This window comes from uncultured Umboniibacter sp. (genome assembly GCF_947497555.1).
Taxonomy (GTDB): Bacteria; Pseudomonadota; Gammaproteobacteria; order Pseudomonadales; family DSM-25080; genus Umboniibacter.
Window position 1 is genome coordinate 141,237 of the sequence record NZ_CANMGY010000007.1, and the last position, 23,423, is coordinate 164,659.

Below are 23,423 nucleotides of genomic sequence, written 5' to 3' on the forward strand. Positions count from 1 at the left end.
GTTAGAAGTGGTACTTAACCAATAGGCTTGCCGCAGTTTGGTTAGTCGTGAAGAACTGAGAATCTTCAATACCGTACTTATTTTTCCAGTAGTCTAACTCAACACCAACGTAAAGCTTGTTCGCACCGCTCTCACCATTAAGCGCCATACCCAGGTCATACTTTAACTGTGGGTTGATGTGTAGATTGGTTGCATACTGATCATCACTCGTGTTGAAAACCCAATCAGCAAAGCCATCAAAGACAATTTTGGAGTTACCAACCTTAAAGTCCATATTCCAAACAGGCGTTAACTGGAAACCATCTGAATCGGTATTGATACCAGAACGGTAGTAAACGTTAGTTTGAACGAAGTTGAAGCCCGGTACATTCCAGTCAAAACCAACACCCGAGAGGAATGTTTCAACATCACCACGGCCGTTCTCTAGGGTAAATGCGAGCAACACATCTGCAAGCACGTCGCCACCAAGTTCGGCGCCAAATGCTTTATTCATACTAATACGCGAAGAAATTTCACCGTAGAAACCGATGTTGTCCTGAGTGTCAGAATCATAGGACGTCGCATCGTAGAATACGAACACATCACCCCACGTGGTGCCGGCTACATATTCAAAAGTTCCGGTATGCTGACGTTCAGCGTCAACTTCATAACCGCTGCCTGTTAGCCCAGTGACACTCATGTCACTCCAGAGAATCATATCGGCCTTCGCAGTCGAAGAAAGTGCGATTGAAGCTACGGTAGACGCCGCTAAAGTTGTAATCAGTTTCATAATATCACCCTTGTTTTTGATGCGGGCACTTTAGCAAATCGGGCTAAATTAGCAAGACTAAGTAAAAAGTTACAGGGATTGCTGGTACATCAACTAAACTATCTAAGCGTCAACGTCTTCGAGCTTCAGGAATACTAACGATAGATAGGGAAGAGGGGTAAGCGATGAACAAATGGCTTCTACTAATAATTAGTACAGCTTTCTTAGGGGTGCTTCTAGCAGCGCATTTGATTAATTTGATTTCACCAATGGTTATCGCGTATATCTTAGTGATGGCCTTAATTGGTTATGTCGTTTTCTACATAGATAAACGTTTAGCTGAGCAAAGTGAGCAACGTATTCCCGAACATTTTTTACTGCTAGTAGCAGCGGCAGGGGGCTGGATTGGAGCATCTCTTGCTAAGGTGCAATTGCGTCACAAAACCTCAAAGTGGTCTTTTCAGCTAGCTTACTATTGCGCAGTATTATTAAATCTTATATTGCTGTACTTCGTAGTTTGGCTGTTCTAAACGACCACAACCAAGTTGTTAGTTGGCGAGATTGGGTGGGCAGATGGCAGAGCCTAAGCTCATGGCTTGTCTAGCAAGCAAAGCCTAGGCAGGCAAACGCAAGTAGAGCCTACCTAGGTACTCATCGAGCATTCTACCAGACCTTCGGAATGCGAATATAACCTTCCATTAGTACTCGTGCACTGCGACCCATGACCGCTCGTTCGATATGCCATGCCCCATCACATAACTCAGCGCGCGCACCTACGGTCAGCGTACCGGATGGATGCCCAAAGCAGATAGCTTCTCGCGCTATTCCTCCCGCTGCGATATTAACCAAAGTGCCTTCAATGGCAGCTGCTGCAGCAATCGCTACCGCCGCAGTGCCCATCATAGCGTGGTGTAATTTACCCATGGACATGGCGCGAATTAAGACATCAATCGCGTCAGCGTTAACTCGCTTACCACTCGAAGCTGTATAGGCTTCTGGTGACGCTACCCAGGCTATTTTAGGTGTGTGTTGACGCTGCTTAGCTTCATCTAAAGTTTTAATGAGCCCCATACGCATTGCTGCGTGAGCGCGAAACAATTCCAGCTTTTCGAGTAGTGCCACGTCGTTATTGATATCGTCCTGTAATTCGGTACCGCTAAAACCCAAATCAGAAGCGTTAAAGAAGACCGTGGGAATTCCGGCATTGATCATGGTTACGCTCAACGAATCATGTCCTGGGACAGTTAGCTGATCTACCGCATTGCCAGTAGGAAATATCTGGCCGCCACCATCGACGGGATCTAAGAAAGCAACTTCGATTTCCTCGGCAGGGAAGGTCACGCCGTCCAGCTCAAATTCCCCGAGTTCCTTTACCTCACCATTATGGATGTGAACCTTGGTAATAATGGTCTTACTAATATTCTTCTGCCAAATTCGAACTTCTGCAACACCGTTTTGAGGCACGCGCTCAGGCGAGACAAGACCCTGAGCGATGGCGAAGGCGCCCACTGCAGCACTGAGATTACCGCAGTTACCACTCCAGTCCACAAAGGCCCGATCAATGGCCACTTGACCAAAGAGATAATCTACGTCGTGATCGGGCTGCTGGCTCACATCAACGATAACGGTCTTACTGGTGCTCGACGTAGCACCGCCCATACCGTCGGTTTGTTTGCCATAGGGATCTGGACTCCCGATAGCACGGAGAAGTAGCGCATCTCTTTCGGGACCGGGTTGCTGCGCTTCAAGCGGCAAATCACACCGCTTGAAGAATACTCCTTTGCTCGTGCCGCCTCGCATGTAGGTTGCGGCAACGCGTTGTTGGGGTAAGTAAGTCAATTCAGTCTCCTAGTTAGCGCTGCCGGCTAAAAAGTCTTTGGCAAAGCGCTGCAGTACACCGCCGGCTTGATAAATAGAAACTTCCTCAGCCGTATCCAAACGGCAATTTACCGGGACCGCTATACGGCTACCGTCACTACGCGTGATAATAAGCTTAAGCGCTGCACCCGGCGCGAGTTCGCCTTCAACATCGAAGCACTCGGTACCATCAATACCATAGGTGTGTCGGGTATCACCGGCGCTAAATTCAAGCGGCAGTACGCCCATACCAATAAGATTAGTTCGATGAATACGCTCGAAGCCTTCAGCGACAATTGCTTCAACGCCTGCCAGACGAACGCCCTTAGCGGCCCAGTCGCGAGATGAACCCTGACCATAGTCGGCACCAGCAATGATGATCAATGGTTGCTGACGTTCCATATAGGTTTCAATCGCTTCCCACATGCGAGTGACTTTACCCTCAGGCTCAACGCGAGCGAGCGAGCCTTGAACAATTGTTCCGTCCTCTATAACCATCTCATTTAGCAACTTTGGATTAGCGAAGGTTGCCCGTTGGGCAGTAAGGTGATCGCCTCGGTGCGTTGCATAGGAGTTGAAGTCCTCTTCAGGAAGCCCCATTTTAGCTAGGTACTCGCCGGCGGCACTGGCTGCCATAATGGCGTTTGAAGGTGATAGGTGATCAGTAGTGATGTTATCGCCAAGCACTGCTAGCGGGCGCATGTTCTTCAGAGCACAGGCATTTGCAAACGCGCCTTCCCAGTAGGGAGGTCGGCGAATATAGGTGCTCATTTCGCGCCAATCATAAAGTGGACTAGGGGCTCGCTCCTCGTTAGTGTCCAGATTGAACATGGGTATGTAGACATCGCGGAACTGCTGAGGTTTAACACTCTGAGCGACCACCGCATCGATTTCCTCATCGCTAGGCCAGATATCCTTTAACGTTATTGCGTTACCAGCATCATCGAAACCCAGTGGATCGGATTCGATATCAAAGCGAATAGAGCCCGCAATGGCATAGGCAACCACCAATGGCGGTGACGCTAAGAACGCTTGATCAGCGTGGGGGTGAATTCGACCATCGAAGTTACGGTTACCAGACAGCACCGCCGTAGTGTAGAGGTCGCGATCTTTGATTTCGTTCGCAATCTCGGGACGAAGCGCACCACTCATGCCATTACAGGAAGTACAGGCAAAGGCAACAACACCGAATCCTAGCGATTCTAAGTCACCCATTAAGCCGGCTTCTTGAAGATAGAGCTGAACGGCCTTTGAACCCGGTGCTAGAGAGCTCTTAACCCAAGGTTTGCGCGTTAACCCCGCGCGATTGGCATTTCGGGCAATCAGGCCCGCCGCGATCATATTTCGAGGGTTGCTGGTGTTGGTGCAGCTAGTAATAGCGGCAATAATGACAGCGCCATCCGGCATCTCGCCATAGTTGGAGCGGTAATCGCCAAGTATGCCACGCTCGCCTAGCGCGGAGGTTGGCAGGCGTTTATGCGGATTTGAAGGGCCAGCAAGGTTTCGTACTACACTCGAAAGGTCAAATTGAAGTACTCGCTCATACTCAGCGTTCTCTAGCTGACTGCGCCATAAGCCCGCAGCTTTTGCGTAGCGCTCAACCAGCTCAACTTGATCATCCTCGCGCCCAGTGAGTTTGAGATAGTCGATGGTTTTGTCGTCAATGGAGAACATTGCCGCCGTAGCGCCAAATTCTGGCGTCATATTTGAGATAGTGGCTCGGTCGCCAAGATTTAATTGGTCGACGGCATCGCCATAAAATTCAAGGTAGGTAGAGACGACCTTTGATTCGCGCAGGAACTCGGTCAAGGCCAATACAATATCGGTTGCGGTGATTCCTGGAGCACGCTGTCCTACTAACTCGACACCCACAATCTCCGGAAGGCGCATGTAGGAGGCTCGGCCAAGCATGACACTTTCGGCTTCTAAACCACCTACGCCAATCGCGATGACGCCTAGCGCATCAACCATTGGCGTATGGCTGTCGGTACCCACCAGCGTGTCCGGAAAAGCGACCCCATCTCGGTTTTGGATGACTGGCGACATACGTTCAAGGTTAATCTGGTGAAGGATGCCGTTACCCTGAGGGATCACGTCGATATTCTCGAATGCTGTCTTAGTCCAATTGATGAAATGAAAACGGTCTTCGTTGCGACGATCCTCAATGGCTCGGTTCTTGGCAAAGGCGTCTGGATCATCGCCGCCAAACTCTACTGCTAGGGAATGATCGACCACCAGCTGAGTAGGGACCACTGGGTTCACCTTTGCTGGATCACCACCTTCAGCGGCAATAGCGTCACGCAAACCGGCTAAATCAACTAATGCGGTTTGCCCGAGTATGTCATGGCAAACCACGCGAGCAGGGTACCAGGGAAAGTCTAGGTCACGTTTTCGGTAGATCAGCTGTTCAAGGCTTGCGGTGAGTGTCTCCGGCGCACATCGACGCACTAAGTTCTCAGCGAGCACGCGCGAGGTATAGGGGAGGGTATCGTAGGCTCCTGGCTTTATCTCATCTACGGCGGCACGAACATCGAAATAGTCAACGTTGCTGCCGGCTAGCGTTTTGCGATAATTGGTATTCATAGGCAATCAATCCATGTAAGTGTTGAACGCAAAGCGGGCGCTTCCCGTTCAACGCAAATAGTTAGCGAGTGGCGATCGGCGCGACGGTGCGCGGCTCAGGACCAACATAGTCGGCACTGGGGCGAATAATGCGATTATTCGACCGTTGCTCCATTACATGAGCTGCCCATCCTGTGATACGCGAACACACGAAAATCGGAGTAAACAGCTTCGTGGGGATAGCCATAAAATGATAGGCCGACGCATGGAAGAAGTCAGCGTTACAAAAGAGTTTCTTGGTGTCCCACATGTACTCTTCACAGGCAACCGAAATGTCGTAGAGCGAGGAATCGCCGAACTCGTCAGCAAGCTTTTCAGACCATTGCTTAATAATACCGTTGCGTGGGTCCGAAGTACGATATACCGCGTGTCCGAAGCCCATAATCTTTTCTTTGCGCGCTAGCATGCCAGCCATCTGAGTCTTTGCATCCTCGGGAGAGCTAAATCCTTGAATCATTTCCATCGCTGCTTCGTTCGCTCCACCGTGAAGTGGGCCACGCAGGGAACCAATTGCTCCGGTAATACAGGAGTACATATCGGAGAGTGTTGAGGCACAAACTCGGGCGGTGAATGTCGAGGCATTAAACTCATGCTCTGCATAGAGAATAAGCGAAACATCCATTACGCGGCGATGAAGATCCGATGGCGTTTTACCAGTGAGCAAGGCAAGGAAGTGACCGCCTAAACCGTTTTCATCTGAGGTGCAGTCAATCTCTACGCCATCATGACTATAGCGGTACCAATAGCACATAATCGCAGGGAAGGCCGCTAGCAGACGATTCGCTGCGGTAAACTGATCATCAAAGCTTGTTTCGGGTTCTACATTACCTAAAAACGACGCACCCGTGCGCATAACATCCATTGGGTGGGCGCTAGCCGGAACCAACTTTAAGACACTTTTTAATTCGGCAGGTAGATCTTGCATTGTCTTGAGTAGCGTCCGATATTCGTCCAGCTGCTCTTGATTCGGAAGCTCGCCATAGAAAAGTAGGTAGGCAACCTCCTCAAAGCTGGCATTCTCCGCCAGATCTGAGACGTCATAACCTCGATAGGTGAGCCCTGAACCTGACTTCCCAACCGTACAGAGTGACGTTTCCCCAGCACTTTGACCGCGAAGGCCTGCGCCGCCTAATTTTTTGTCCACCATGATGAGCTCCTATTATTTATTCTTGCCTTCGGCGAAAAGTTGATCGAGTTTGGTTTCGTAATCGTGATAGCCCAGGTAGTCGTAGAGCTCCATGCGCGTTTGCATAGTATCCACTACGGCCTTTTGGTCACCGTCTGCCAGAATCTGTCGGTAGACATTCTCGGCAGCTTTATTCATGGCTCGGAAGGCGCTCAACGGGTAGAGCACCATTGCGGCTCCCCATTCTCCAAGCTGTTCGGTATTCCAAAGCTCGGTTTGGCCAAATTCGGTGATATTTGCAAGGATAGGGACATCAAGCGCCTCAGCAAATGCACGATAGTGCTCCTCAGTTTTAACTGCCTCGGCAAAGATGCCGTCGGCACCAGCAGCTACGTACGCTTTGGCTCGTTCGATAGCAGCGTCCAGTCCTTCTTGGGCGAACGAGTCGGTCCGCGCCATGATGAAAAACTCAGGGTCGGTACGGGCGTCTACCGCCGCCTTAAGACGATCGACCATTTCTTCAGTGCTTACAATTTCCTTATTCGGACGGTGCCCACAGCGCTTCTGAGCAACCTGGTCTTCCATGTGAACTGCCGCGGCACCCGCTTTTTCCATATCGCGAATAGTCTTCGCAATATTAAATGCGCCACCCCATCCGGTATCGATATCAACCATCAGCGGTAGCTGACAGGCTGCGGTTATACGCTGTACATCAACGATGACATCGTTGAGTGAAGTCATGCCGAGGTCAGGTAGTCCATAGGAGGCGTTCGCGACACCTCCGCCAGATAGGTAGATGGCTTGATGACCAATCTGCTGAGCCATCATTGCACTGTAGGCATTGATGGTGCCCACAATTTGGAGCGGATTATTCGCAGCAAGGGCATTGCGAAATTTCTTTCCTGGAGTCATAGCAACCTCTTATAAAGGGGAACATAAGTTCGACGGAGCAGCAGTATGCTCAGCCTTTTAGTTCGTTGTTTAATAGTGATTCAATGGTGTTCTTTGAATAATGAATATGTCGGCGCATTAATAGTTCAGCTAGCTCACCGTCACGGTTGGCGATTGCCGTAGCGATATGCAGGTGCTCATCAAAGGCCTTAGTGACTCTGGGTCCAGCCATACCAAGCTGAACTCTGTACATACGGACCAAATGATAGAGTCCGTTAAACAGCACGTTGATGAGTTGCTCGTTTTTGGAACCCATGATGATTCGGTAGTGAAAATCAACGTCGCCAGCTTCCTGATAGTAGGACTCGCTCCCAATAATCGATGACTTATGGCTCACCAACAAATCCTGCAGTTGGGCCACTTCGTCAGCGCTCATATTCTCCGCGGCTAATCTAGCTGCCATGCCCTCTAAGGCTTCACGAACTTGATAGAGCTGGATCAGACCTTCGGGACTCAGCGCCACCACTCGGGCTCCGACATTAGCTTTGCGTTCAACAATATGACACGCAGCTAACCGGTTAATCGCTTCACGAATAACAGCTCTACTGACGCCGTACTTTGTCGACAACTCGGGTTCACTTAGCTTCGCCCCAGATTCAATCCTACCCGCGATGATGTCACTGCGAATCTGCACGAATGTTTTATCGGCGTTAGTGATTGCTTCGAAAGTCATGAAACTATCTTCTTTGTTTAATTGTCGACAATATATAGTCAAATTCGTATTTTTACAACATCTTTGGTCTTTATTGTCGACAATCCTAGAGGTTGTACGCTAAGTGAGACTGGCACTGCTTTTCGAATCTGATTGAGTAGGCTATTATTTGCTAATGAGTCTTGGGGAGTCATCAATGCGCCCATCGAAGGTTGAAAAACTGGCTTTAGAGCACGACGCAGCCAAGTTGTTTATGCGTGCCTACGAACTTAGGTTTGGTATCGAGGTCCGACATATATGGCACAACGAACCTAGGCGCCCGGATGTAAGTTGTTATCTTGGTAAGGAGAAGCTAGATCTCGAAATAGCACACTTATACGGATCTGAAGCACAAGCCATGGAAATATTGGGCAGGGAGTTGACGGCTGCCACTCGGGCCGAGTTAGTCGTTATCGATTTATTGGATGAAACCGAACAAAAGTTGGTAACCGCCCTTAACCGAATTCTAACCGGTAAGGCCCAAAAGCACTACGACTCAGAACGCGTATGGCTAGTGATCCGCAACGCAAATCCCGCTTGGGATGCCGCTGATATCAAAGCAGCGAAGGACGTTATTGAAGTGCCGACGGCTACCCCGTTTGAACAGATTTGGATGGTAGGTGATTGGCAGGGAACTTCGGGAATTGTAAGGCTGGCATAATCGGGAGAGTGACACATTAGAAAGGATAATAGTGGACGAAGGGATGCAATAATTGATGAAACTTAGCGAACAGTATACTTTCTGCGAATGCCCCGAAGACAATAAAAAACCGTTGAACCATCTCAACACTTTCTCATTCATTCTGACAATTTGTGCGCTGGTGATGCTCAGTGGGTGCATGCCCACCATGGTGACCTATACACAAAGCCCAGTAGTTCATGGTCGAGTGATTGACGAGGTGGGTAACCCTATTTCGGGGGCAAGAATTACCTTAAGAGGAGAGGATGCTTTGCAGTACGGCTACACCGACGAGCAGGGTGAATTTAGTCTTGAGGCTATCGAAGAGACCCGAAGTGTTAGGTTGACGTCGGCTTCCTCAACTCGAAGCATGTTATTAACCGTTCAAGTCGGCTCAAAAAAGTATAGTCATTCGCTAGTGCTATTCTATTCGGCCAGAGGTTATCTTGCTCCTAACGAGACCGTGCTGATTGATGAAAAGGGCATACGAAGTTTTGATGCTATCGAGCGATCACTTTGATCGCGAAGCGGTTACAACATTATTAACCAGGGAAGTGTTAAACATGAAACGTTTAGTTATCGTTCTAAGTGTGGCTTTGATTACTATGAGTGGCTGTAAAGCATCGTATTACAGCGATGGGAAGGGGCCTATTATTTCAATAGATCCAGATTTCAAGGAACAGGCCGGTGTGGAGCTTGTGTACGAAGAGCAGTCGGTTGATCCAAATTTACGTTTTATGAAAACCATCACTTCGTTGGCTTGCGAGACCGATCGTGACGAAGTCGCGAGCATGTCTATCGAAACGCTCATCAACCAGAGTGACTATGAAGCGCGTCGTGATTTACGCGTTAAAGCGGGTAGAGCGGATGCCGATGTGTTGAAGTATATAAGTTGTAACGGCCAACCTCGCGGTGACAGGACAGGCTGTACCCAGTGTATTGGGAGTTTGTACTCTAAGACTAAGAACCAAGGTTAAGTGCTTTGACATGCCTGACGAATTCTTTCGGCGGGCACTCTTAATTGGGTAACGAGATACTCTTTAAAGTCGGCGTCGTATCGCTGATCATTCACTGCATGTTGCATACACTCAATCCAAGCGTCCGACTCTTCATGGCCGATAGCAAGATGTTGATGTGCAGCGGGTATCCTAATGGGACCATAGTTCGCCGGGTAGTGCTTAGGCCCACCTAACCACCCCGATAGGAAGTAGGCAAGTTTCTTCACCGATTCACTTAGGTCATCAGGGTGCATCGCTCGGATAGTTCGTGCGCTGGCGAGGGTATCCATATAGCCGTAGAAGGATTGACTTAGCTTAGTTAGTCCCGCTAGCTCACCGGCAGCTTTAAACGATGCGTCATCAGTCCCGTAGCTCAATCTCTCTTTCATCATCATTTCTCGCTGAATCCAAAGTTTAGTGTAATACATTCCTTATTCTACAGCCATGAACGGTTAGCCTTGGCGGCATGACATCCATCCGCCTTCGCTTACTATGGTTGCACAAAAAACGGCGCCCTAGGACGCCGTTATGAGTTTAGCTAGATGATTACGTGCTAGTCGTAGCTAACCACAAGCGTCACGCCGCTGTAATCGCGGTAACCGTAGATGCTGTAATACCAAGTTCCTGCTGCTGGGTTAGAGAAGGTACAAACCTCATCATTTCCAGAGTTGTAGGGACGACAATCATAAGAACGTCTAGCCGGCGCAGCGCCTTCACGAACGTAGAGATCTGCATCACCCGTACCACTAGACATCACAACACTAAAGCTTGAAGTGCCAGCAGGAATCTCAATCGACGCTCCCTGCCAAGATCTTCGTGCCCCTGAAAGGTTGTTGTAGGTAATGGTTTCGCCACCGGTACCTGGATCAGGACCTGGACCACCCGTATCGCCACCGTCTGCCGCGGCAACTGCTGCCGTTGCGTCAACGATGCCCGAACCACACTGAGAACACGTAGCAGGGAAGCTACGAGCGGTGTTTTCAAGCGCAACTTCAACTTCATCAGGAGTGATGCTTGGGTTTACTTCGTACATGAGCGCAACAACGCCTGCAACATGCGGGGTAGCCATACTCGTACCTTGATAGTATTCGTAGGTATCGGTACCCGGTGTAGTTGAACCAGAGTTGAGCGTTGAAAGTACGCCTTCTGGATCATTGGCGAAGCTTTGTGCGCCACCAGGAGCTGCTACATCTACCGCTGTACCGTAGTTTGAGTAATAAGCTCTTCCTCCCTGACGGTTAGTTGCTGCAACCGTTACAACACCGTTACAACTCGCAGGCGAGTAGTTAGCAGTACTGGCATTAGAGTTACCTGCAGCAACTAAAATCGTTGCGCCCAGTCCTCTTGCGGTATTGATCGCTGTTTGCGTAAGCGAGTTACATGACCCGCCACCACCGAGGCTTAGGTTGATAACCTGCGCGGGGGTAGAGGTTGACGGCACTCCTGAAACATTGCCGCCAGCAGACCAAACGATTGCGTCGGCAATATCTGAGGTGTAACCACCACAGGTACCTAGTGCTCTAACTGGCATAACCTTCGCATCGTAAGCCACACCCGCAACACCTTGGTTGTTGTTGGTCACGGCAGCAATGGTACCGGCTACGTGAGTTCCATGCCATGAGCTACCCGACGCTGGAGAGCCGTTATAACATTGACCTGCACTTACCCAGTCACCGGGATCAGAGGGGTCCGCATCGCGGCCATTACCATCGTTACCTACTGCTGAATCGGAGATCATATCGTAGCCAGCGACCAGATTAGCGTTAAGGTCAGCATGGGGACGGTAGCCAGTATCGATCACCGAAACGACAACACCCGCACCGGTAGCTGTATCCCAAGCAGTCGGAACATTTAATCCGCCAGTTTGCTCAAAGTAGTGCCACTGATCACTGTAAAGTGGATCGTTAGGGGTTGCCATCGGGTACATCATCTCGTCAACTTCTACCGACACGATGTCGGCTTCAGCTTCCAGTAAGAGGGCTAGCTCTCGCATAGAGCCGTGGTCGAGTTTACGATCAAACTTGACCACAGCTTTCCCGTTAAAGGTCTCGCGAACGAAATTTGCTCCACGGCCTGTTGCACCGCGAACACGGCTAGCCACGCCATTAGCTCTTCCGTTTCCTTGGTCGAAGGTTGTTAATGCGCTCTCAGAGAAAGTAATGATAAGTCGATCGGTATCAAACTTGGCATGGCCGTTAGCGACACCTTTTGGGCCATTTGAATTTCCATTGCCATTACCGCCTGGGGCTGCTATAGCCGCCGAGGAAGCAATCGCAAGCGTCAGACTAGTGACACCTACAGCAAGCAGTTTCTTCATGGTTGGACTCCATTTATAATTGATTTTTTGTGTTTTCGGTTTCTACGTAAAGCTGTTTAATAATTAGTCAGATTCACAATTATGTCCAAATTTTAACCAGCATATAAATTTCTACTATAGATACTTTTACGACTAAAAATCACAGTCAACGTTATTCTTCTAAACTTGCTTGTGCGAAAAAAATTGCGGAGTCACTCACATAGTTGTTTGGGCTACCATTGATATATAACGGTTTTTTTATGACAGATCTAGAACTTATCTGAATACCTCTGACTCTAAATGCAGATCAAAATGATCTTGAGATATATCAAAATAGTATAAAAAATAGCCTAATTCGGGCTAATTACTCTGTTGAAGGCTTGAGGCAATGAAGAAAAAGGTCTAATTCGATCATTAGCGAAGTGCGATAAAAAACTTATTTAGTTACTAGCTCCTTGAAGCGCCAAGCCACAAAACGGGATACCTTATTACCTTGTGCCATATCAACAACCTTATACTCACAGTTAGCTATTCGCTTTAAGGTCTTGATGATTGGAGGCATATCCTCCTGTTTAGCGACGAGTGAGGTAAACCAATTTACCTGCTTCGCAAACTGGAGGCTCTGACTAATCATTTGGCTGACGAACCAGACCTCGCCACCTTCGCACCAAAGTTCTGCATTATCGCCGCCAAAATTTAGCCCTACCGGCATTTTTTTGCGCTTATGACGACTTAACTGTCGTGTTTTTCGCTCGCTCCCTGCGTTAGCTTCTTCAGCAGAACGATGAAATGGCGGATTACATACAACCGCGTCAAACCATTCACCGGGTTTAATGATGCCATTTAAAATGGCTTTTGGATTACTCTGGTGACGCAGTGAAATTTGTGATGAGAGACCGTTAGTATCAATGAGAGATTGTGCGTTGGCTAACGCTTTGGGGTTGATATCAGTACCAACTAGCTGCCAGCCGTAACTGTATTGAGCAATGATAGGATAAATCAGGTTTGCGCCGGTACCAATATCTAATACTCGGATATCCGGGTTAAAACTACTCTCACCCATTAGATCAGCAAGGTGGTGTATGTAGTCAGCCCTGCCAGGGATAGGCGGGCAAAGAAATCCCTTGGGGATGTGCCAGTCGTTGAGCCCATAGAAATGTTTTAGTAGCGCTGTGTTTAGCGCAACCACCGCAGAAGGGTTAGCAAAATTAATAGTTTTTCCACCCATTGGATTGCGCTGGATAAAACCGTTTAGCGGTTTATGAGTCTTACCCAAGGCGAAAAGGTCGTAACGACCACGATGGGGGTTTCTTGGGTGAAGTGGTGATTGATTCGTCATCGTAGAATAGTAGCAGCTTCGAGCCATAAACCATATATTATAGGCGTAGGTTGGCGCGCAAAAATACCTCCATAGGCTTCTCACCCCTCACCTAAACTTAGAAGCTCTTCTTGTTTTGATGTCTACTGTTCATCTTTCATAACGCCCTCTACACGTTACCTAGAGATCGTAAAGACGAACGGAGTGCGCTAGGGGGTTAGTCGTAGAAAATCATTTTGAGAGGTTGATGGATGAAGCAACTAACGGTAATGTGACGATTGTCAGTTTCGTTACTCGTATCTCCCAAATCGTAGAGATAAGTTGGATGTTTGACGTACATCAAACAACTAACGCAGGACTGAGTAAGATTTAACATAAAAATAAGAGAAAAATAAAATGGATAGAAGTATGAGTAGTTATCGATTTAGAAAGTCCTTAGTCATCGCGTTTCTTACGAGCTTTGCATTAGTGGGTTGTGGTGGCTCTGGCAGTGATAGTGGCTCGGATGCGCCGCCTAGTTCTGGTGGGGGAGCAACTGGACCATCCTATACGCCCGGTGTCTTTGATGATCCTGATAACTTCGTGGCGCGTTGTGAAAATCCACGAACGTTTAATGATATTAATGGCAATCCCTATAATGATCAGGCAGGTTCGATTCTCTATGAGAACCATTTCTTACGCTCATGGAGCAATGATACCTACCTTTGGTACAACGAACTCCCTGATCTTGACCCAGGTGACTATAATGACCCGCTCGAATACTTTGAATTATTAAGAACTGATGCCACCACGCCCTCTGGAAATCCAAAAGATCGGTTTCACTTTACTTACGAGACCAGCGAGTACGAACAGTTAACTCAAGCAGGCATATCGGTAAGCTATGGTATTGAATGGGCGCTCGTAAAATCGACTCCTCCAAGAGAACTGTATATCCGCTATATTGAGCCCGGTTCGCCGGCTGATGCGTCGGTAGTAAGTCTTACACGTGGCGTCAAGGTATTAGCTATTGACGGTGTTGATGTTGAAAATGGTAATGATGTTGACACGCTAAATGCGGGCCTGTTTCCGTCTTCTATCGGCGAAAGTCATACCTTTACGATACAGGACTTGGGTAGTGCCGAAACTCGCGATGTTACGCTTGAAGCGGTTGAGGTTGAAGCGGATCCAGTGCCAATTGTGGATGTCTTCAATACGGCTAGTGGTAACGTGGGTTATGTGTTCTTTAATGATCACAACTTTGTCTCGGAAGACAAATTAGTTGATGCCATGACGTCGTTGAGTAATAACAACGTGACTGATCTAGTTTTAGATCTGCGTTATAACGGCGGAGGTTTATTATACATCGCGAGTCAACTGTCCTACATGATCGCCGGACCGACGGCAACAAATGGCAGAATCTTTGACGAACTACGATTCAATGATAAATACCCTAGTACGAATCCGATTACAGGTGAAACGCTATCACCAACGCCTTTTTATAGTACGACAAGTCAGTATTCAGACAAGTATGGTGGGGGCGTGCAGTTACCTGTACTAAACTTAAATAGAGTATTCATTTTGACTACGGGTGGCACTTGCTCTGCTAGCGAGGCCATCATTAATGGCTTGCGGGGTATCGATGTTGAGGTTGTCTTGGTTGGCAGTACCACTTGCGGTAAACCTTATGGCTTCTATCCCACGGATAACTGCGGTACGACTTACTTCACTATTCAGTTTGACGGTGCCAATGATAAGGGGCAGGGTGAGTACTCTGATGGCTTTACCCCGATGAATGAACCTATTGCGCCGGGAATACTTCAGAATGGTTGTTATGTAGAAGATGACCTTTCCAGTGCGTTGGGTGATGTTAATGATCCTATGATTGCCGCGGCGCTTAACTATCGTATCGATAGTTCCTGTCCGGTTCTTACGGCGGTCTCCAAGGGCCGAGAGCCCGCCGTTCGGGCCTTTAAAGTTAACAGTTCTGGCTTCCAGCCATTTGATAATGGAGGCTTTGGGTCAAAGCAGAATATGATACGTTTAATGACCAACTACACTGATCCATTCAAGCAGGGGCAATAATCATGCAAAAATTGGTTAGCAATTTAACCGTGCTGTTGATGTCGCAAATACTGACCGGTTGTGAGCTCGCTGCAACGGGTCAGGAGTCAGCGGCCCGGATCCCTGTTCATTCTGATGAGTCCTTGACTGAATTAAGACAGACAGCCCAACAGCTTTTTGGTGGTCGTGAGATTACCGTTGGAGCCAATGCCTTTTCCAGCAGCAACCAGTTGCTGATTCAACGGGTAGCCATCCGCTCACCGGATGGCATGATGATCGATACTCGGGTTGATGAGCCCCCATTTATCCTTGAGCTATTCATTAGGGAGGGGGGCTGTTATTTAAAGAATAAGAGTTCCGGTGAGGCGCTTCGACTCTATCAAGCAGAATGTAAAGCGATGTAGCTAACGTTGATGCTGGCACCTAGTATCTGCTTTCGATTTTAATCAGTTCGCTAAGCAGATATGGCCCGCCCTGCAGGAGTCGAACCTGCGGCCTACCCCTTAGGAGGGGGTCGCTCTATCCAGCTGAGCTAAGGGCGGGTAGTGTTGAAGAACAACGCGTCGCGAATGATAATGGACTTACCACCTCGATAGCAATCCCCGGTTTTAATGAAAACGCTTAATAGTAAGCGACAACGCTACGCCTATTGCTACCAACCCGCTGAATGCCAATATTGACGTCCAACCGGCGAAGTGCAGGAGTGCGCCTGCGGTTAACGTGCCGATCGCTTGAAGGGTGGCTGCAGAGCCATCTAGATATCCCTGAAAGCGGAGTTTTTCATTACCTGGGCTTAGTGTGGGCAGTAACAGAGTCGATCCCATAAAGAGGAAGTTCCAGCCGACTCCCAACAGCACCAGTGATAACACAAACTGGCTGTAGTCTGCAGCGTAGAAGCCAATATACGCGCAAACTGCAATGATTAAGGCGCCGAGCCCCATCATCTGACGAATAGAGATAATCTTAAGTAGGCGGGAAGTGAGTAATGAAGGAGCAAACATTGCTACAATATGCCACTGAATGACGCGTGTTGTTGACTCAAGATCAAAGCCGTTGTGATGGTGCATGGTGATCGGCGTTGCGGTCATGATCAGTGTCATGAGCGCTCCTCCTAACGCGCCGGCGCAAAGTACCACAATTAGGGCTGGTCGTACCTTCGACTTTGCCGCTTCCTTGCTGTCACTACTGCAAGGAACTGTCGTCGGTAAATAACGGTGAAGAAGTAGGAAAGTTAGCACAAGACAAACCACTCCCAGACTATAGGATCCAATCCAGTTAGTTTGAGTGATCAGCTGGCCTAATGTTGTCAGCTCCGGCCCTAGGAATGCGGCCCCAATTCCAGCCATCATGATCCAACTCAAGGCCACACTTTGCTGAGGGTCAGTGACGGCCTCAATGGCTACAAATCGAAGTTGTTGAATGTACGCGAGTGAACCGCCTAAAAGCCCAGAACCCAAGCAAAATAATATAAAGGATTGGCTTAGTACTGCCACGATACAGAGCACTAAACTCAGGCTAGCAGCCATATTCATTACTAGCATAACCCTCCGCCGCCCAAAGCGCTGCATAAATCGCGTGGCGGGTATGAGCGCCGCGGCAAACGCCGCAACTTGCAGGCTAAGGGGTAGTGTGGCGAGTTCTGGAAGTGGAGAAAGCGCTAAGCCAACGAGGCTACTCGCTACCACCATCATCGTAACAACCGAGAAACTGAGTAACTGAGCAACGACGAGATAACTAATTTGACGCATAAATACTTCCAGTGGAGATACCCGATTAAGAAGATGATAATGCTACCACATTTAATTCCTTAGTCGTCATTACGGATATGAATAAGTACTTGACCTTATGTGGCGAAGTCGGTAAGTTGTTAGTGGGCGATCTAATAGCTATAAATTAGGCGTTCAGATACACAATAAAAACAAAAATTCGCCAAGTATCGGCATCTAAAAAAGCGGGGTTCTCTTATGGACACAGTTGCTACGCAAACTGAAGAAGTCGCAGTTAAACAACCTAAGAAACGCGGTCGTCGCAAAAAAACGGAACGTGAGCGTAATATGCGCCGCATGATCGAAGATAAACTCGACGAGATGCGCCTCCAGCGAAACGTCGCACAATATTGCTTTGATGACTAAGTAACCTCAGAATAATCCTCGCCTTGGCGAGGATTATTTGATTTTGATTGAATAAAAAGTTGCGCCTCAATATTCCTAGCTATAATTGCATTAACACCATGTGATTTTGGCTGCTTGGCAGCCGACGAGGTATTTTGAGGTAATTATGTCAATTCAATCCAACGATCGCCCCTATACACGAGCAGTTGAGCTGCTAAGTGAAAATTTCGATGACTCTCGAATCTGTGAAATTTGTGCCATTTCTCAACCCGAATTAGACTTAGTAAAGCGTCTGCTCATATTCTCCAAGCCGGGCCTCAGCGCGACGACTTCGCTACGAAACCTACCCAAGACTTCGGACTAATCGGTTTAAACAAGTGTAACTCGCTTCATCGCGTCACTAATTAGTTCAAATCATCACGTACATTGCCGTATACTAGTGGGTGAATCCTCATTGAAGCGCAGCAATGTCTATCAGTATTCGTTTACAAGAGCTCAGTTGTTCCCACGATGACGTCGCGCTGTTTAAGCCGCTTGATCATCACTTCCTGCCGCGCAGTGTTTACCGCATCGCCGGGGATAATGGCGCTGGGAAAACTACGCTGCTGCGAACGTTAGCTGGGCTTTTTCACGGCATATTTGGTTCTATTCAATGGCTTAGTCAGGGCGCTGACGATTCCTCAACTCGTCTTCATGTATCAGAACAGCGTTCAAATCTTCTGTATATTGGCCACAAAGGTGGTATCAAGCTTGGATTAACGCCACTCGAAAACCTGCGTTGGCTCACTGAGTATGAGATTGCAGACAAGCCGTTAATGGATGCGTTAGATCGAGTAGGTCTATTTGGTTATGAATTTGTTCCCGCTGCGAGACTATCGGCAGGCCAGAAGCGGCGTGTAGCGCTGGCACGACTTTACGTGAGTAACCACCCCGTTTGGCTTCTTGATGAGCCCTTAACCGCACTGGATAAGTTGGCTGTCGAAACATTAACTCAGTTGTTTCGCAGCGAAGCTGCATCGGGGCGTCTCATTATTCTCACTACTCATCAATCTCTAGAGATAGACGAACTGGTTACTGTAGACTTGGAGTATGCGTCGTGCGATTGAGTATGCTAGCCAAGCGAGACTTTACGCTCTATTGGCGTAATAAGTCTGATGTCAGCAATGCGCTCATCTTTTTCGTTGTTGCGGTGAGCTTCTTTCCTTTAGGTGTCTCACCTGAAGCCGCGGTTCTTGGTCCCATTTCTATTGGTTTGATATGGATTGTCGCGTTACTTTCCGTTCAGCTGGGATTGGACTCGCTGTTTCGCGATGACTATGAAGACGGTAGCTTGGAACAACTTGCGCTAAGTGAAACGCCCTTAGCATTAATCGTTTTAGTCCGCTTGCTCGTATATTGGTGTTGTGTAGGGTTGCCGTTAAGTCTGTTTAGCCCGCTGTTAGGCTTGATGCTATCGATGCCCGCGGAGGCGTATAGTACGCTTATACTGAGTATTACTCTCGGTACCCTATATCTAACGGCGGTTGGGGCTGTAGGTGCGGCGCTCACGGTGTCATTAAAGCGCGGTGGCATGCTAATGTCATTGATTGTGATGCCGCTCTATACACCTATTCTAATATTCGGCTCGTCGTCGGTTTCCTTTGCGGCAAATGGATTGGATGCAAATGGATTATTATTGGTGGTGTTCGGCCTGACGGTTTTGTCCGTTAGTCTTGCGCCGCTCGCAATTTCAGCTTCGTTAAGAATGAGTTTAGAAAATGGCTAAGTCACGTTGGGAGTGGTTTCATCAGCTAGCCTCTCCAAAAAGTTTTTATGAAAAGACCGCTCGATGGGTAAGTTGGCTCGGCTTCCTGGCTGCGGGGCTACTTGTCGTTGGCGCCGTTTGGGGTTTGGCGATAGCGCCGGAGGATGCAAAACAGGGTAACTCCTATCGGATCATCTTCATCCATGTACCAGCGGCCTTTCTAGCCCTCGCAGGTTACTACATGATGGCTATTGCGGGTGCTATCGGCTTGATTTGGAAAATGAAGTTGTCATATATTGCCATGCGCTCGGCAGCAGTGATCGGGGCAGCGTTGACCTTTATCTCACTGTTTACTGGGGCGGTTTGGGGTAAACCTACCTGGGGTACCTATTGGGTCTGGGACGCACGTATCACCTCGATGCTTATCCTCTTTTTTCTCTACCTTGGTGTATTGGCACTCGCCGATGCGTTCGAGCGGAAGGAGTCTGGTGACAAAGCGTCGGCGCTGCTTGCTTTAGTCGGCACAGTTAATATCCCGATCATATACAAATCGGTTGATTGGTGGAATTCACTCCATCAGCCAGCCACGATCAAGCTAACTTCAGCTCCGTCTATGGATATGTCGATGTTTGTTCCGCTACTTATTATGATTGCTGGGTTTTATGCGTTTTATGCTTATGTGCTCATCAAGCACATGAGGGCACAATCCCTCCAAACTGAACGCAACAAGCAATGGGTGAAAGACACTCTTTTGGGAGAATAGGATGTATTTTAATTCCTGGGAAGCATTTGTCAGTATGGGTGGCCACGGGCCATTCGTATGGGCGGCCTACGGCGTAACACTACTGACGATGCTGTTTCTTGTAGTACAGCCGAGTCGCCAATCAAAGGCGCTTAAAAGGTCGGCGGCTAACGAAGCGCGTATTCAACAACGTAGGAAGGACCAACGTAATGCATCCCGCACGTAAAAAACGTTTATTATTAGTTGTCTTGATGGTAGTGGGGGTTAGTGTCGCGACTGCTGCGATCGTGACGGCGATGTCGCAAAATTTAAATCTTTTCTTTCCACCGAGGGACGTTGCCGCTGGCTTGGCTCCGGAGAATACCACCTTCCGAGTTGGTGGTTTGGTGAAACCCGGTAGCGTTTCAAGAGATCAATCATCACTCGCAGTCAACTTCGTTATCTATGATATGGAAGCCGAAGTTACTGTCAGTTATGAGGGTATTCTTCCCGATTTGTTTGCCGAAGATGAAGCCGCTGTAGCAACGGGCCAGCTCAAAAGCGGTGTCTTCGTTGCGACACAAGTTCTTGCAAAGCACGATGAAAATTATACGCCTCCTGAGGTAGCCGACGCGATGAAAGAGCAAGCTGAAGAGGGTGGCTACGAGTAATGGCAGCGGAATTTGGTTTACTGACGCTTTGGTTAGCTTTTGGCGCAAGCATCAGTCTTGCGTTGTTTCCTGCATTGGGTGTTAAGTTACAAAACCCAAGTTTGATGTTATTGGGCAATTGGTTTGCAGCACTGGTCTTCGCGCTGCTTTCGTTGAGTGTGGCAGCCCTCGGCGCCGCGTTTTTAGCCGATGACTTTAGCGTCGCCTATGTCGCTAATCACTCCAATACGCTATTACCTTGGTACTATAAACTCACCGCCGTTTGGGGTTCTCACGAAGGTTCTATTCTCTTTCAGGTTTGGATATTGAGTTGCTGGTTGTTGGCGCTGAGTCTCGGTGGAAAATCCATTGAATTGGCGTTTAAGGCCAAGGTGCTCAGTGTTTTGGGGCTAGTTACGCTAGCGCTCATTGCCTTCATTGTATTCACATCGTCTCCCTTCGAACGTCTATTACCATTTGCCCCGAATGAAGGTTCAGATCTCAACCCATTATTACAGGACTTTGGGATGATTATTCATCCGCCTCTTCTTTATGTAGGGTATGTCGGCACGGCAGTCGCTTTTGCGTTCGCTATGGCCTCGCTGATTGAGCGTCGGGATGATGATAAGTGGGCACAATGGGCTCAGCCATGGGCTTTGGTTGGGATGGTATTCCTTACAGTAGGCATCACCATAGGCAGTTGGTGGGCCTATGCCGAGCTTGGCTGGGGCGGATGGTGGTTTTGGGACCCGGTAGAGAATGCCTCATTAATGCCATGGTTGGTTAGCGTAGCGCTAGTCCATTCACTGTCAGTAAATGTTCAACGTGGAATATTTCGATCGTGGACGGTGTTATTAGCCATCAGCGCCTTTTCACTGAGTTTACTTGGGACTTTCTTGGTTCGCTCAGGTGTCATTACGTCCGTGCATGCGTTCGCAACGGATCCAGAGCGGGGCATGTTCATTCTTTGGATTCTATTACTTGTGGTAGGTGGTTCACTATTCACTTTTGCATTACGGGCGCCGACTCAGACTGTACGTCGAAAATACGGCCTGTTATCCCGAGAGTTTTTCCTACTTCTTAACAATCTCTTTTTAGTGGTAATTACGTTTACTGTGCTAATTGGCACCCTGTGGCCATTGATCGCCGATGCCCTAAATTGGGGTAAAATTTCGGTGGGCGCACAGTACTTTAATTGGGTTGCGCTACCAATTTTCGCGTTGACGGTACTCACAGCACCCTTGGCACCATTCCTAAATTGGAAGAAGACCCAGTTGAGTAGAGTAACGAGTCGGATCATCGTTCCTATTGTTCTAGCGCTAGTATTGGCGGTAGTCATTGGCTTTACTGGTGGTTATCACTGGCAGGGCTATTTGGTGTGGTTCTTCGGGCTGGCGATTATTTTAGCTTCGGCTTCCGTACCTTGGTATAGCCGCTCGAAGCAACGTGGTTTCAAATCAATACGCGCTACCGTTTGGGGAATGACGTTCGCGCATGCTGGCCTAGGTGTCTGTGTAGTCGGTGTTGGCATGACCTCGCTCGAAAGCATAGAACGTGACGTGCGAATGGGCGCTGGCGAACCTATCGCTATTGGTGACGTTTCCTTTACGGTAGAGCGATTCTACCGACTAGACGGGCCTAACTACGCGGCGGAAGCGGCGGATGTTATCGTTAATGAGGGTAGCTCGGTTACCCGTTTAACCGCAGAGAAACGTCGCTACTTAGCAAGCGGTCAGATTATGACTGAAGCAGCCGTTGACGCGGGTTTTACTCGTGATGTGTATGTGGCAATGGGAGAGCAGCTGGATAACGGTGATTGGGCTATGCGTCTGCAAGTGAAGCCCTTTATGCGCTGGGTCTGGTACGGTGGCGGTCTTATCGCTTTCGGCGCATTGTTATCGGCCTTGGGGCGCCGCGCACGTCGACGTCAGTCCATGGAGGTAACGGAATGACTCGATTAGTTCGCTTTATTCCTGTTGCGATCTTTGCCGGTATTGCCGGCTTCCTAGTTTTCGGCTTATCGAATGATCCTACTCATTTGCCATCGGCTATCGTTGGTAAGCCGCTGCCCGAGTTTCAACTCATTGATGTTGAAGATGAGTCGTTGCTAATCAACCAAGATGAACTGGTTGGCAGCTATTCGTTGATTAATTTCTGGGGTACTTGGTGTCAAGCGTGCCATGTGGAGCATCCATTCTTACTTGAGTTAGCTGCTCAGGGTGTAGTGATTTATGGTGTGGACTACAAAGATCAACTCGCTCCAGCTAAGCGCTGGTTGAGTGAACTCGGCAATCCCTATCAGCGAGTTATTTTTGATGCTCGAGGTAGTTTGGGTTTTGATATGGGAGTCACGGGAGCACCGGAGACGTTCTTAATTGATCCGAACGGGGTGGTGTTATACCGCCATCAGGGTGTACTCGACCTAGCTGTATGGGAGGAAAAATTCCTCCCGCTCATAAATCAATAGCGCCCCGGCTGTGCTGGTTTGATTGACTATAACGCCTCTAAACCGCATTTCCTAAACGGGGATTCAGGCAGGCTTAATAGCTTTCAAAATTAGCTTAACGGAGCGAGTGATCCTAGTGCTTCGCGCGCATAACTCATCGCGCTAAGTGCTTTGCTGTGTGACGGCCTACGCCGAGATTAGAGGCCAAATTGTAGAGATAAAAAAACCGCCGATTGGCGGTTTTTTTATAAATAAGTGGCGGACCGGACGGGACTCGAACCCGCGACCCCCGGCGTGACAGGCCGGTATTCTAACCAACTGAACTACCGGTCCGCGCTTAAACTTTTAAAACTGGTGGGTGATACAGGGATCGAACCTGTGACCTACGCCTTGTAAGGGCGCCGCTCTCCCAGCTGAGCTAATCA

At 48.6% G+C, this 23,423-nt stretch carries 26 protein-coding genes and 2 tRNA genes; 16 read left to right on the forward strand and 12 right to left on the reverse strand.

From position 1 onward, the window contains the following. Nucleotide 1 precedes the first annotated feature (1 nt). On the reverse strand, nt 2-769 hold the full coding sequence (locus Q0698_RS09675; protein WP_298636221.1) for a DUF5020 family protein: 768 nt from the start codon (nt 767-769) through the stop codon (nt 2-4). 164 nt (nt 770-933) lie between these two features. Between Q0698_RS09675 and Q0698_RS09680 the strand changes: the two genes are divergently transcribed. Further along, nucleotides 934-1,278, forward strand: coding sequence for a DUF1294 domain-containing protein (locus tag Q0698_RS09680; RefSeq protein WP_298636225.1), 345 nt, complete (start codon nt 934-936; stop codon nt 1,276-1,278). Nucleotides 1,279-1,411: 133 nt separating this feature from the next. Here Q0698_RS09680 and prpF read toward each other — a convergent pair whose 3' ends face one another. From prpF to Q0698_RS09705, 5 genes are all read right to left on the reverse strand, one after another. Next, complete coding sequence (gene prpF, locus Q0698_RS09685; protein WP_298636227.1) at nt 1,412-2,587, reverse strand: 2-methylaconitate cis-trans isomerase PrpF; 1,176 nt, start codon at nt 2,585-2,587, stop codon at nt 1,412-1,414. A 9-nt stretch (nt 2,588-2,596) separates the two neighbouring features. Next, complete coding sequence (gene acnD / locus Q0698_RS09690) at nt 2,597-5,188, reverse strand: Fe/S-dependent 2-methylisocitrate dehydratase AcnD (RefSeq protein ID WP_298636230.1); 2,592 nt, start codon at nt 5,186-5,188, stop codon at nt 2,597-2,599. Nucleotides 5,189-5,249: 61 nt separating this feature from the next. Next, nucleotides 5,250-6,374 (reverse strand): 2-methylcitrate synthase, encoded by a 1,125-nt coding sequence (gene prpC, locus Q0698_RS09695; protein WP_298636232.1) that lies wholly within the window; start codon nt 6,372-6,374, stop codon nt 5,250-5,252. A 12-nt stretch (nt 6,375-6,386) separates the two neighbouring features. Further along, a complete protein-coding gene (gene prpB, locus Q0698_RS09700) occupies nt 6,387-7,265 on the reverse strand; it encodes a methylisocitrate lyase (RefSeq protein WP_298636233.1) in 879 nt (292 codons plus the stop codon). A gap of 49 nt (nt 7,266-7,314) precedes the next feature. Then, a complete protein-coding gene (locus Q0698_RS09705; protein ID WP_298636235.1) occupies nt 7,315-7,977 on the reverse strand; it encodes a GntR family transcriptional regulator in 663 nt (220 codons plus the stop codon). A 175-nt stretch (nt 7,978-8,152) separates the two neighbouring features. On the opposite strand from Q0698_RS09705, the gene Q0698_RS09710 reads away from it, so the two are divergent. Genes Q0698_RS09710 through Q0698_RS09720 form a run of 3 tightly spaced genes read left to right on the forward strand, consistent with a single transcriptional unit; the run spans nt 8,153 to nt 9,651 of the window. Further along, on the forward strand, nt 8,153-8,656 hold the full coding sequence (locus Q0698_RS09710) for a hypothetical protein (RefSeq protein ID WP_298636237.1): 504 nt from the start codon (nt 8,153-8,155) through the stop codon (nt 8,654-8,656). Nucleotides 8,657-8,711: 55 nt separating this feature from the next. Next, nucleotides 8,712-9,194, forward strand: a complete 483-nt coding sequence (locus Q0698_RS09715; protein WP_298636239.1) for a carboxypeptidase-like regulatory domain-containing protein — start codon at nt 8,712-8,714, stop codon at nt 9,192-9,194. A 43-nt stretch (nt 9,195-9,237) separates the two neighbouring features. Continuing rightward, entirely contained in the window at nt 9,238-9,651 is a 414-nt protein-coding gene (locus tag Q0698_RS09720) for a hypothetical protein (protein ID WP_298636242.1), read from the forward strand. On the opposite strand, the gene Q0698_RS09725 is transcribed toward Q0698_RS09720, so the two are convergent. The 3 genes from Q0698_RS09725 to rlmF form a co-directional block, all read right to left on the reverse strand. Beyond that, complete coding sequence (locus tag Q0698_RS09725) at nt 9,648-10,100, reverse strand: group II truncated hemoglobin (protein ID WP_298636244.1); 453 nt, start codon at nt 10,098-10,100, stop codon at nt 9,648-9,650. The two genes, Q0698_RS09720 and Q0698_RS09725, sit on opposite strands and share 4 nt — an antisense overlap. Nucleotides 10,101-10,225: 125 nt before the next feature. Next, nucleotides 10,226-11,989 (reverse strand): S8 family peptidase, encoded by a 1,764-nt coding sequence (locus Q0698_RS09730; RefSeq protein WP_298636246.1) that lies wholly within the window; start codon nt 11,987-11,989, stop codon nt 10,226-10,228. Nucleotides 11,990-12,404: 415 nt separating this feature from the next. After that, nucleotides 12,405-13,307: a 23S rRNA (adenine(1618)-N(6))-methyltransferase RlmF gene (rlmF, locus tag Q0698_RS09735; RefSeq protein WP_298636248.1), complete on the reverse strand. Its 903-nt coding sequence runs from the start codon at nt 13,305-13,307 to the stop codon at nt 12,405-12,407. A 226-nt stretch (nt 13,308-13,533) separates the two neighbouring features. Between rlmF and Q0698_RS09740 the strand changes: the two genes are divergently transcribed. The 3 genes from Q0698_RS09740 to Q0698_RS09750 are packed head-to-tail and all read left to right on the forward strand — an operon-like array spanning nt 13,534 to nt 15,730. Then, a complete protein-coding gene (locus Q0698_RS09740) occupies nt 13,534-13,659 on the forward strand; it encodes a hypothetical protein (RefSeq protein ID WP_298636251.1) in 126 nt (41 codons plus the stop codon). Between the two features lie 35 nt (nt 13,660-13,694). Beyond that, on the forward strand, nt 13,695-15,347 hold the full coding sequence (locus tag Q0698_RS09745) for a S41 family peptidase (RefSeq protein ID WP_298636253.1): 1,653 nt from the start codon (nt 13,695-13,697) through the stop codon (nt 15,345-15,347). Between the two features lie 2 nt (nt 15,348-15,349). Continuing rightward, nucleotides 15,350-15,730, forward strand: a complete 381-nt coding sequence (locus Q0698_RS09750; RefSeq protein WP_298636255.1) for a hypothetical protein — start codon at nt 15,350-15,352, stop codon at nt 15,728-15,730. A gap of 61 nt (nt 15,731-15,791) precedes the next feature. On the opposite strand, the gene Q0698_RS09755 is transcribed toward Q0698_RS09750, so the two are convergent. Together Q0698_RS09755 and Q0698_RS09760 are read right to left on the reverse strand one after the other, a co-directional pair. Further along, nucleotides 15,792-15,868 (reverse strand) — tRNA-Arg (locus tag Q0698_RS09755). Between the two features lie 66 nt (nt 15,869-15,934). Further along, nucleotides 15,935-17,074: an MFS transporter gene (locus Q0698_RS09760; RefSeq protein ID WP_298636257.1), complete on the reverse strand. Its 1,140-nt coding sequence runs from the start codon at nt 17,072-17,074 to the stop codon at nt 15,935-15,937. A 216-nt stretch (nt 17,075-17,290) separates the two neighbouring features. Between Q0698_RS09760 and Q0698_RS09765 the strand changes: the two genes are divergently transcribed. The 9 genes from Q0698_RS09765 to Q0698_RS09805 all read left to right on the forward strand — a co-directional run bounded on the left by Q0698_RS09765 (nt 17,291) and on the right by Q0698_RS09805 (nt 23,019). Continuing rightward, nucleotides 17,291-17,458, forward strand: a complete 168-nt coding sequence (locus tag Q0698_RS09765) for a PA3496 family putative envelope integrity protein (protein WP_298636259.1) — start codon at nt 17,291-17,293, stop codon at nt 17,456-17,458. Between the two features lie 145 nt (nt 17,459-17,603). Beyond that, nucleotides 17,604-17,801 carry a hypothetical protein gene (locus tag Q0698_RS09770; RefSeq protein ID WP_298636261.1) on the forward strand — a complete coding sequence of 66 codons (198 nt, stop codon included), beginning with the start codon at nt 17,604-17,606 and terminating at the stop codon, nt 17,799-17,801. Nucleotides 17,802-17,904: 103 nt separating this feature from the next. After that, complete coding sequence (ccmA, locus tag Q0698_RS09775) at nt 17,905-18,543, forward strand: cytochrome c biogenesis heme-transporting ATPase CcmA (RefSeq protein ID WP_298636263.1); 639 nt, start codon at nt 17,905-17,907, stop codon at nt 18,541-18,543. After that, nucleotides 18,534-19,202 (forward strand): heme exporter protein CcmB, encoded by a 669-nt coding sequence (gene ccmB / locus Q0698_RS09780; RefSeq protein WP_298636265.1) that lies wholly within the window; start codon nt 18,534-18,536, stop codon nt 19,200-19,202. The genes ccmA and ccmB overlap by 10 nt, the downstream gene beginning before the upstream one ends. Next, nucleotides 19,195-19,944 carry a heme ABC transporter permease gene (locus Q0698_RS09785; RefSeq protein ID WP_298636267.1) on the forward strand — a complete coding sequence of 250 codons (750 nt, stop codon included), beginning with the start codon at nt 19,195-19,197 and terminating at the stop codon, nt 19,942-19,944. The genes ccmB and Q0698_RS09785 overlap by 8 nt, the downstream gene beginning before the upstream one ends. Before the next feature lies 1 nt (nt 19,945). Continuing rightward, the gene (gene ccmD / locus Q0698_RS09790) at nt 19,946-20,149 is read left to right on the forward strand and encodes a heme exporter protein CcmD (protein ID WP_298636269.1); all 204 of its coding nucleotides are present in this window, start codon (nt 19,946-19,948) and stop codon (nt 20,147-20,149) included. Further along, complete coding sequence (gene ccmE / locus Q0698_RS09795) at nt 20,133-20,573, forward strand: cytochrome c maturation protein CcmE (protein ID WP_298636271.1); 441 nt, start codon at nt 20,133-20,135, stop codon at nt 20,571-20,573. The genes ccmD and ccmE overlap by 17 nt, the downstream gene beginning before the upstream one ends. Next, entirely contained in the window at nt 20,573-22,504 is a 1,932-nt protein-coding gene (locus Q0698_RS09800; protein ID WP_298636273.1) for a heme lyase CcmF/NrfE family subunit, read from the forward strand. The genes ccmE and Q0698_RS09800 overlap by 1 nt, the downstream gene beginning before the upstream one ends. Further along, the gene (locus Q0698_RS09805) at nt 22,501-23,019 is read left to right on the forward strand and encodes a DsbE family thiol:disulfide interchange protein (RefSeq protein ID WP_298636274.1); all 519 of its coding nucleotides are present in this window, start codon (nt 22,501-22,503) and stop codon (nt 23,017-23,019) included. Before Q0698_RS09800 ends, Q0698_RS09805 begins: the two co-directional genes overlap by 4 nt. Nucleotides 23,020-23,254: 235 nt before the next feature. On the opposite strand, the gene Q0698_RS09810 is transcribed toward Q0698_RS09805, so the two are convergent. Then, nucleotides 23,255-23,331 (reverse strand) — tRNA-Asp (locus Q0698_RS09810). Nucleotides 23,332-23,423: the final 92 nt, after the last annotated feature.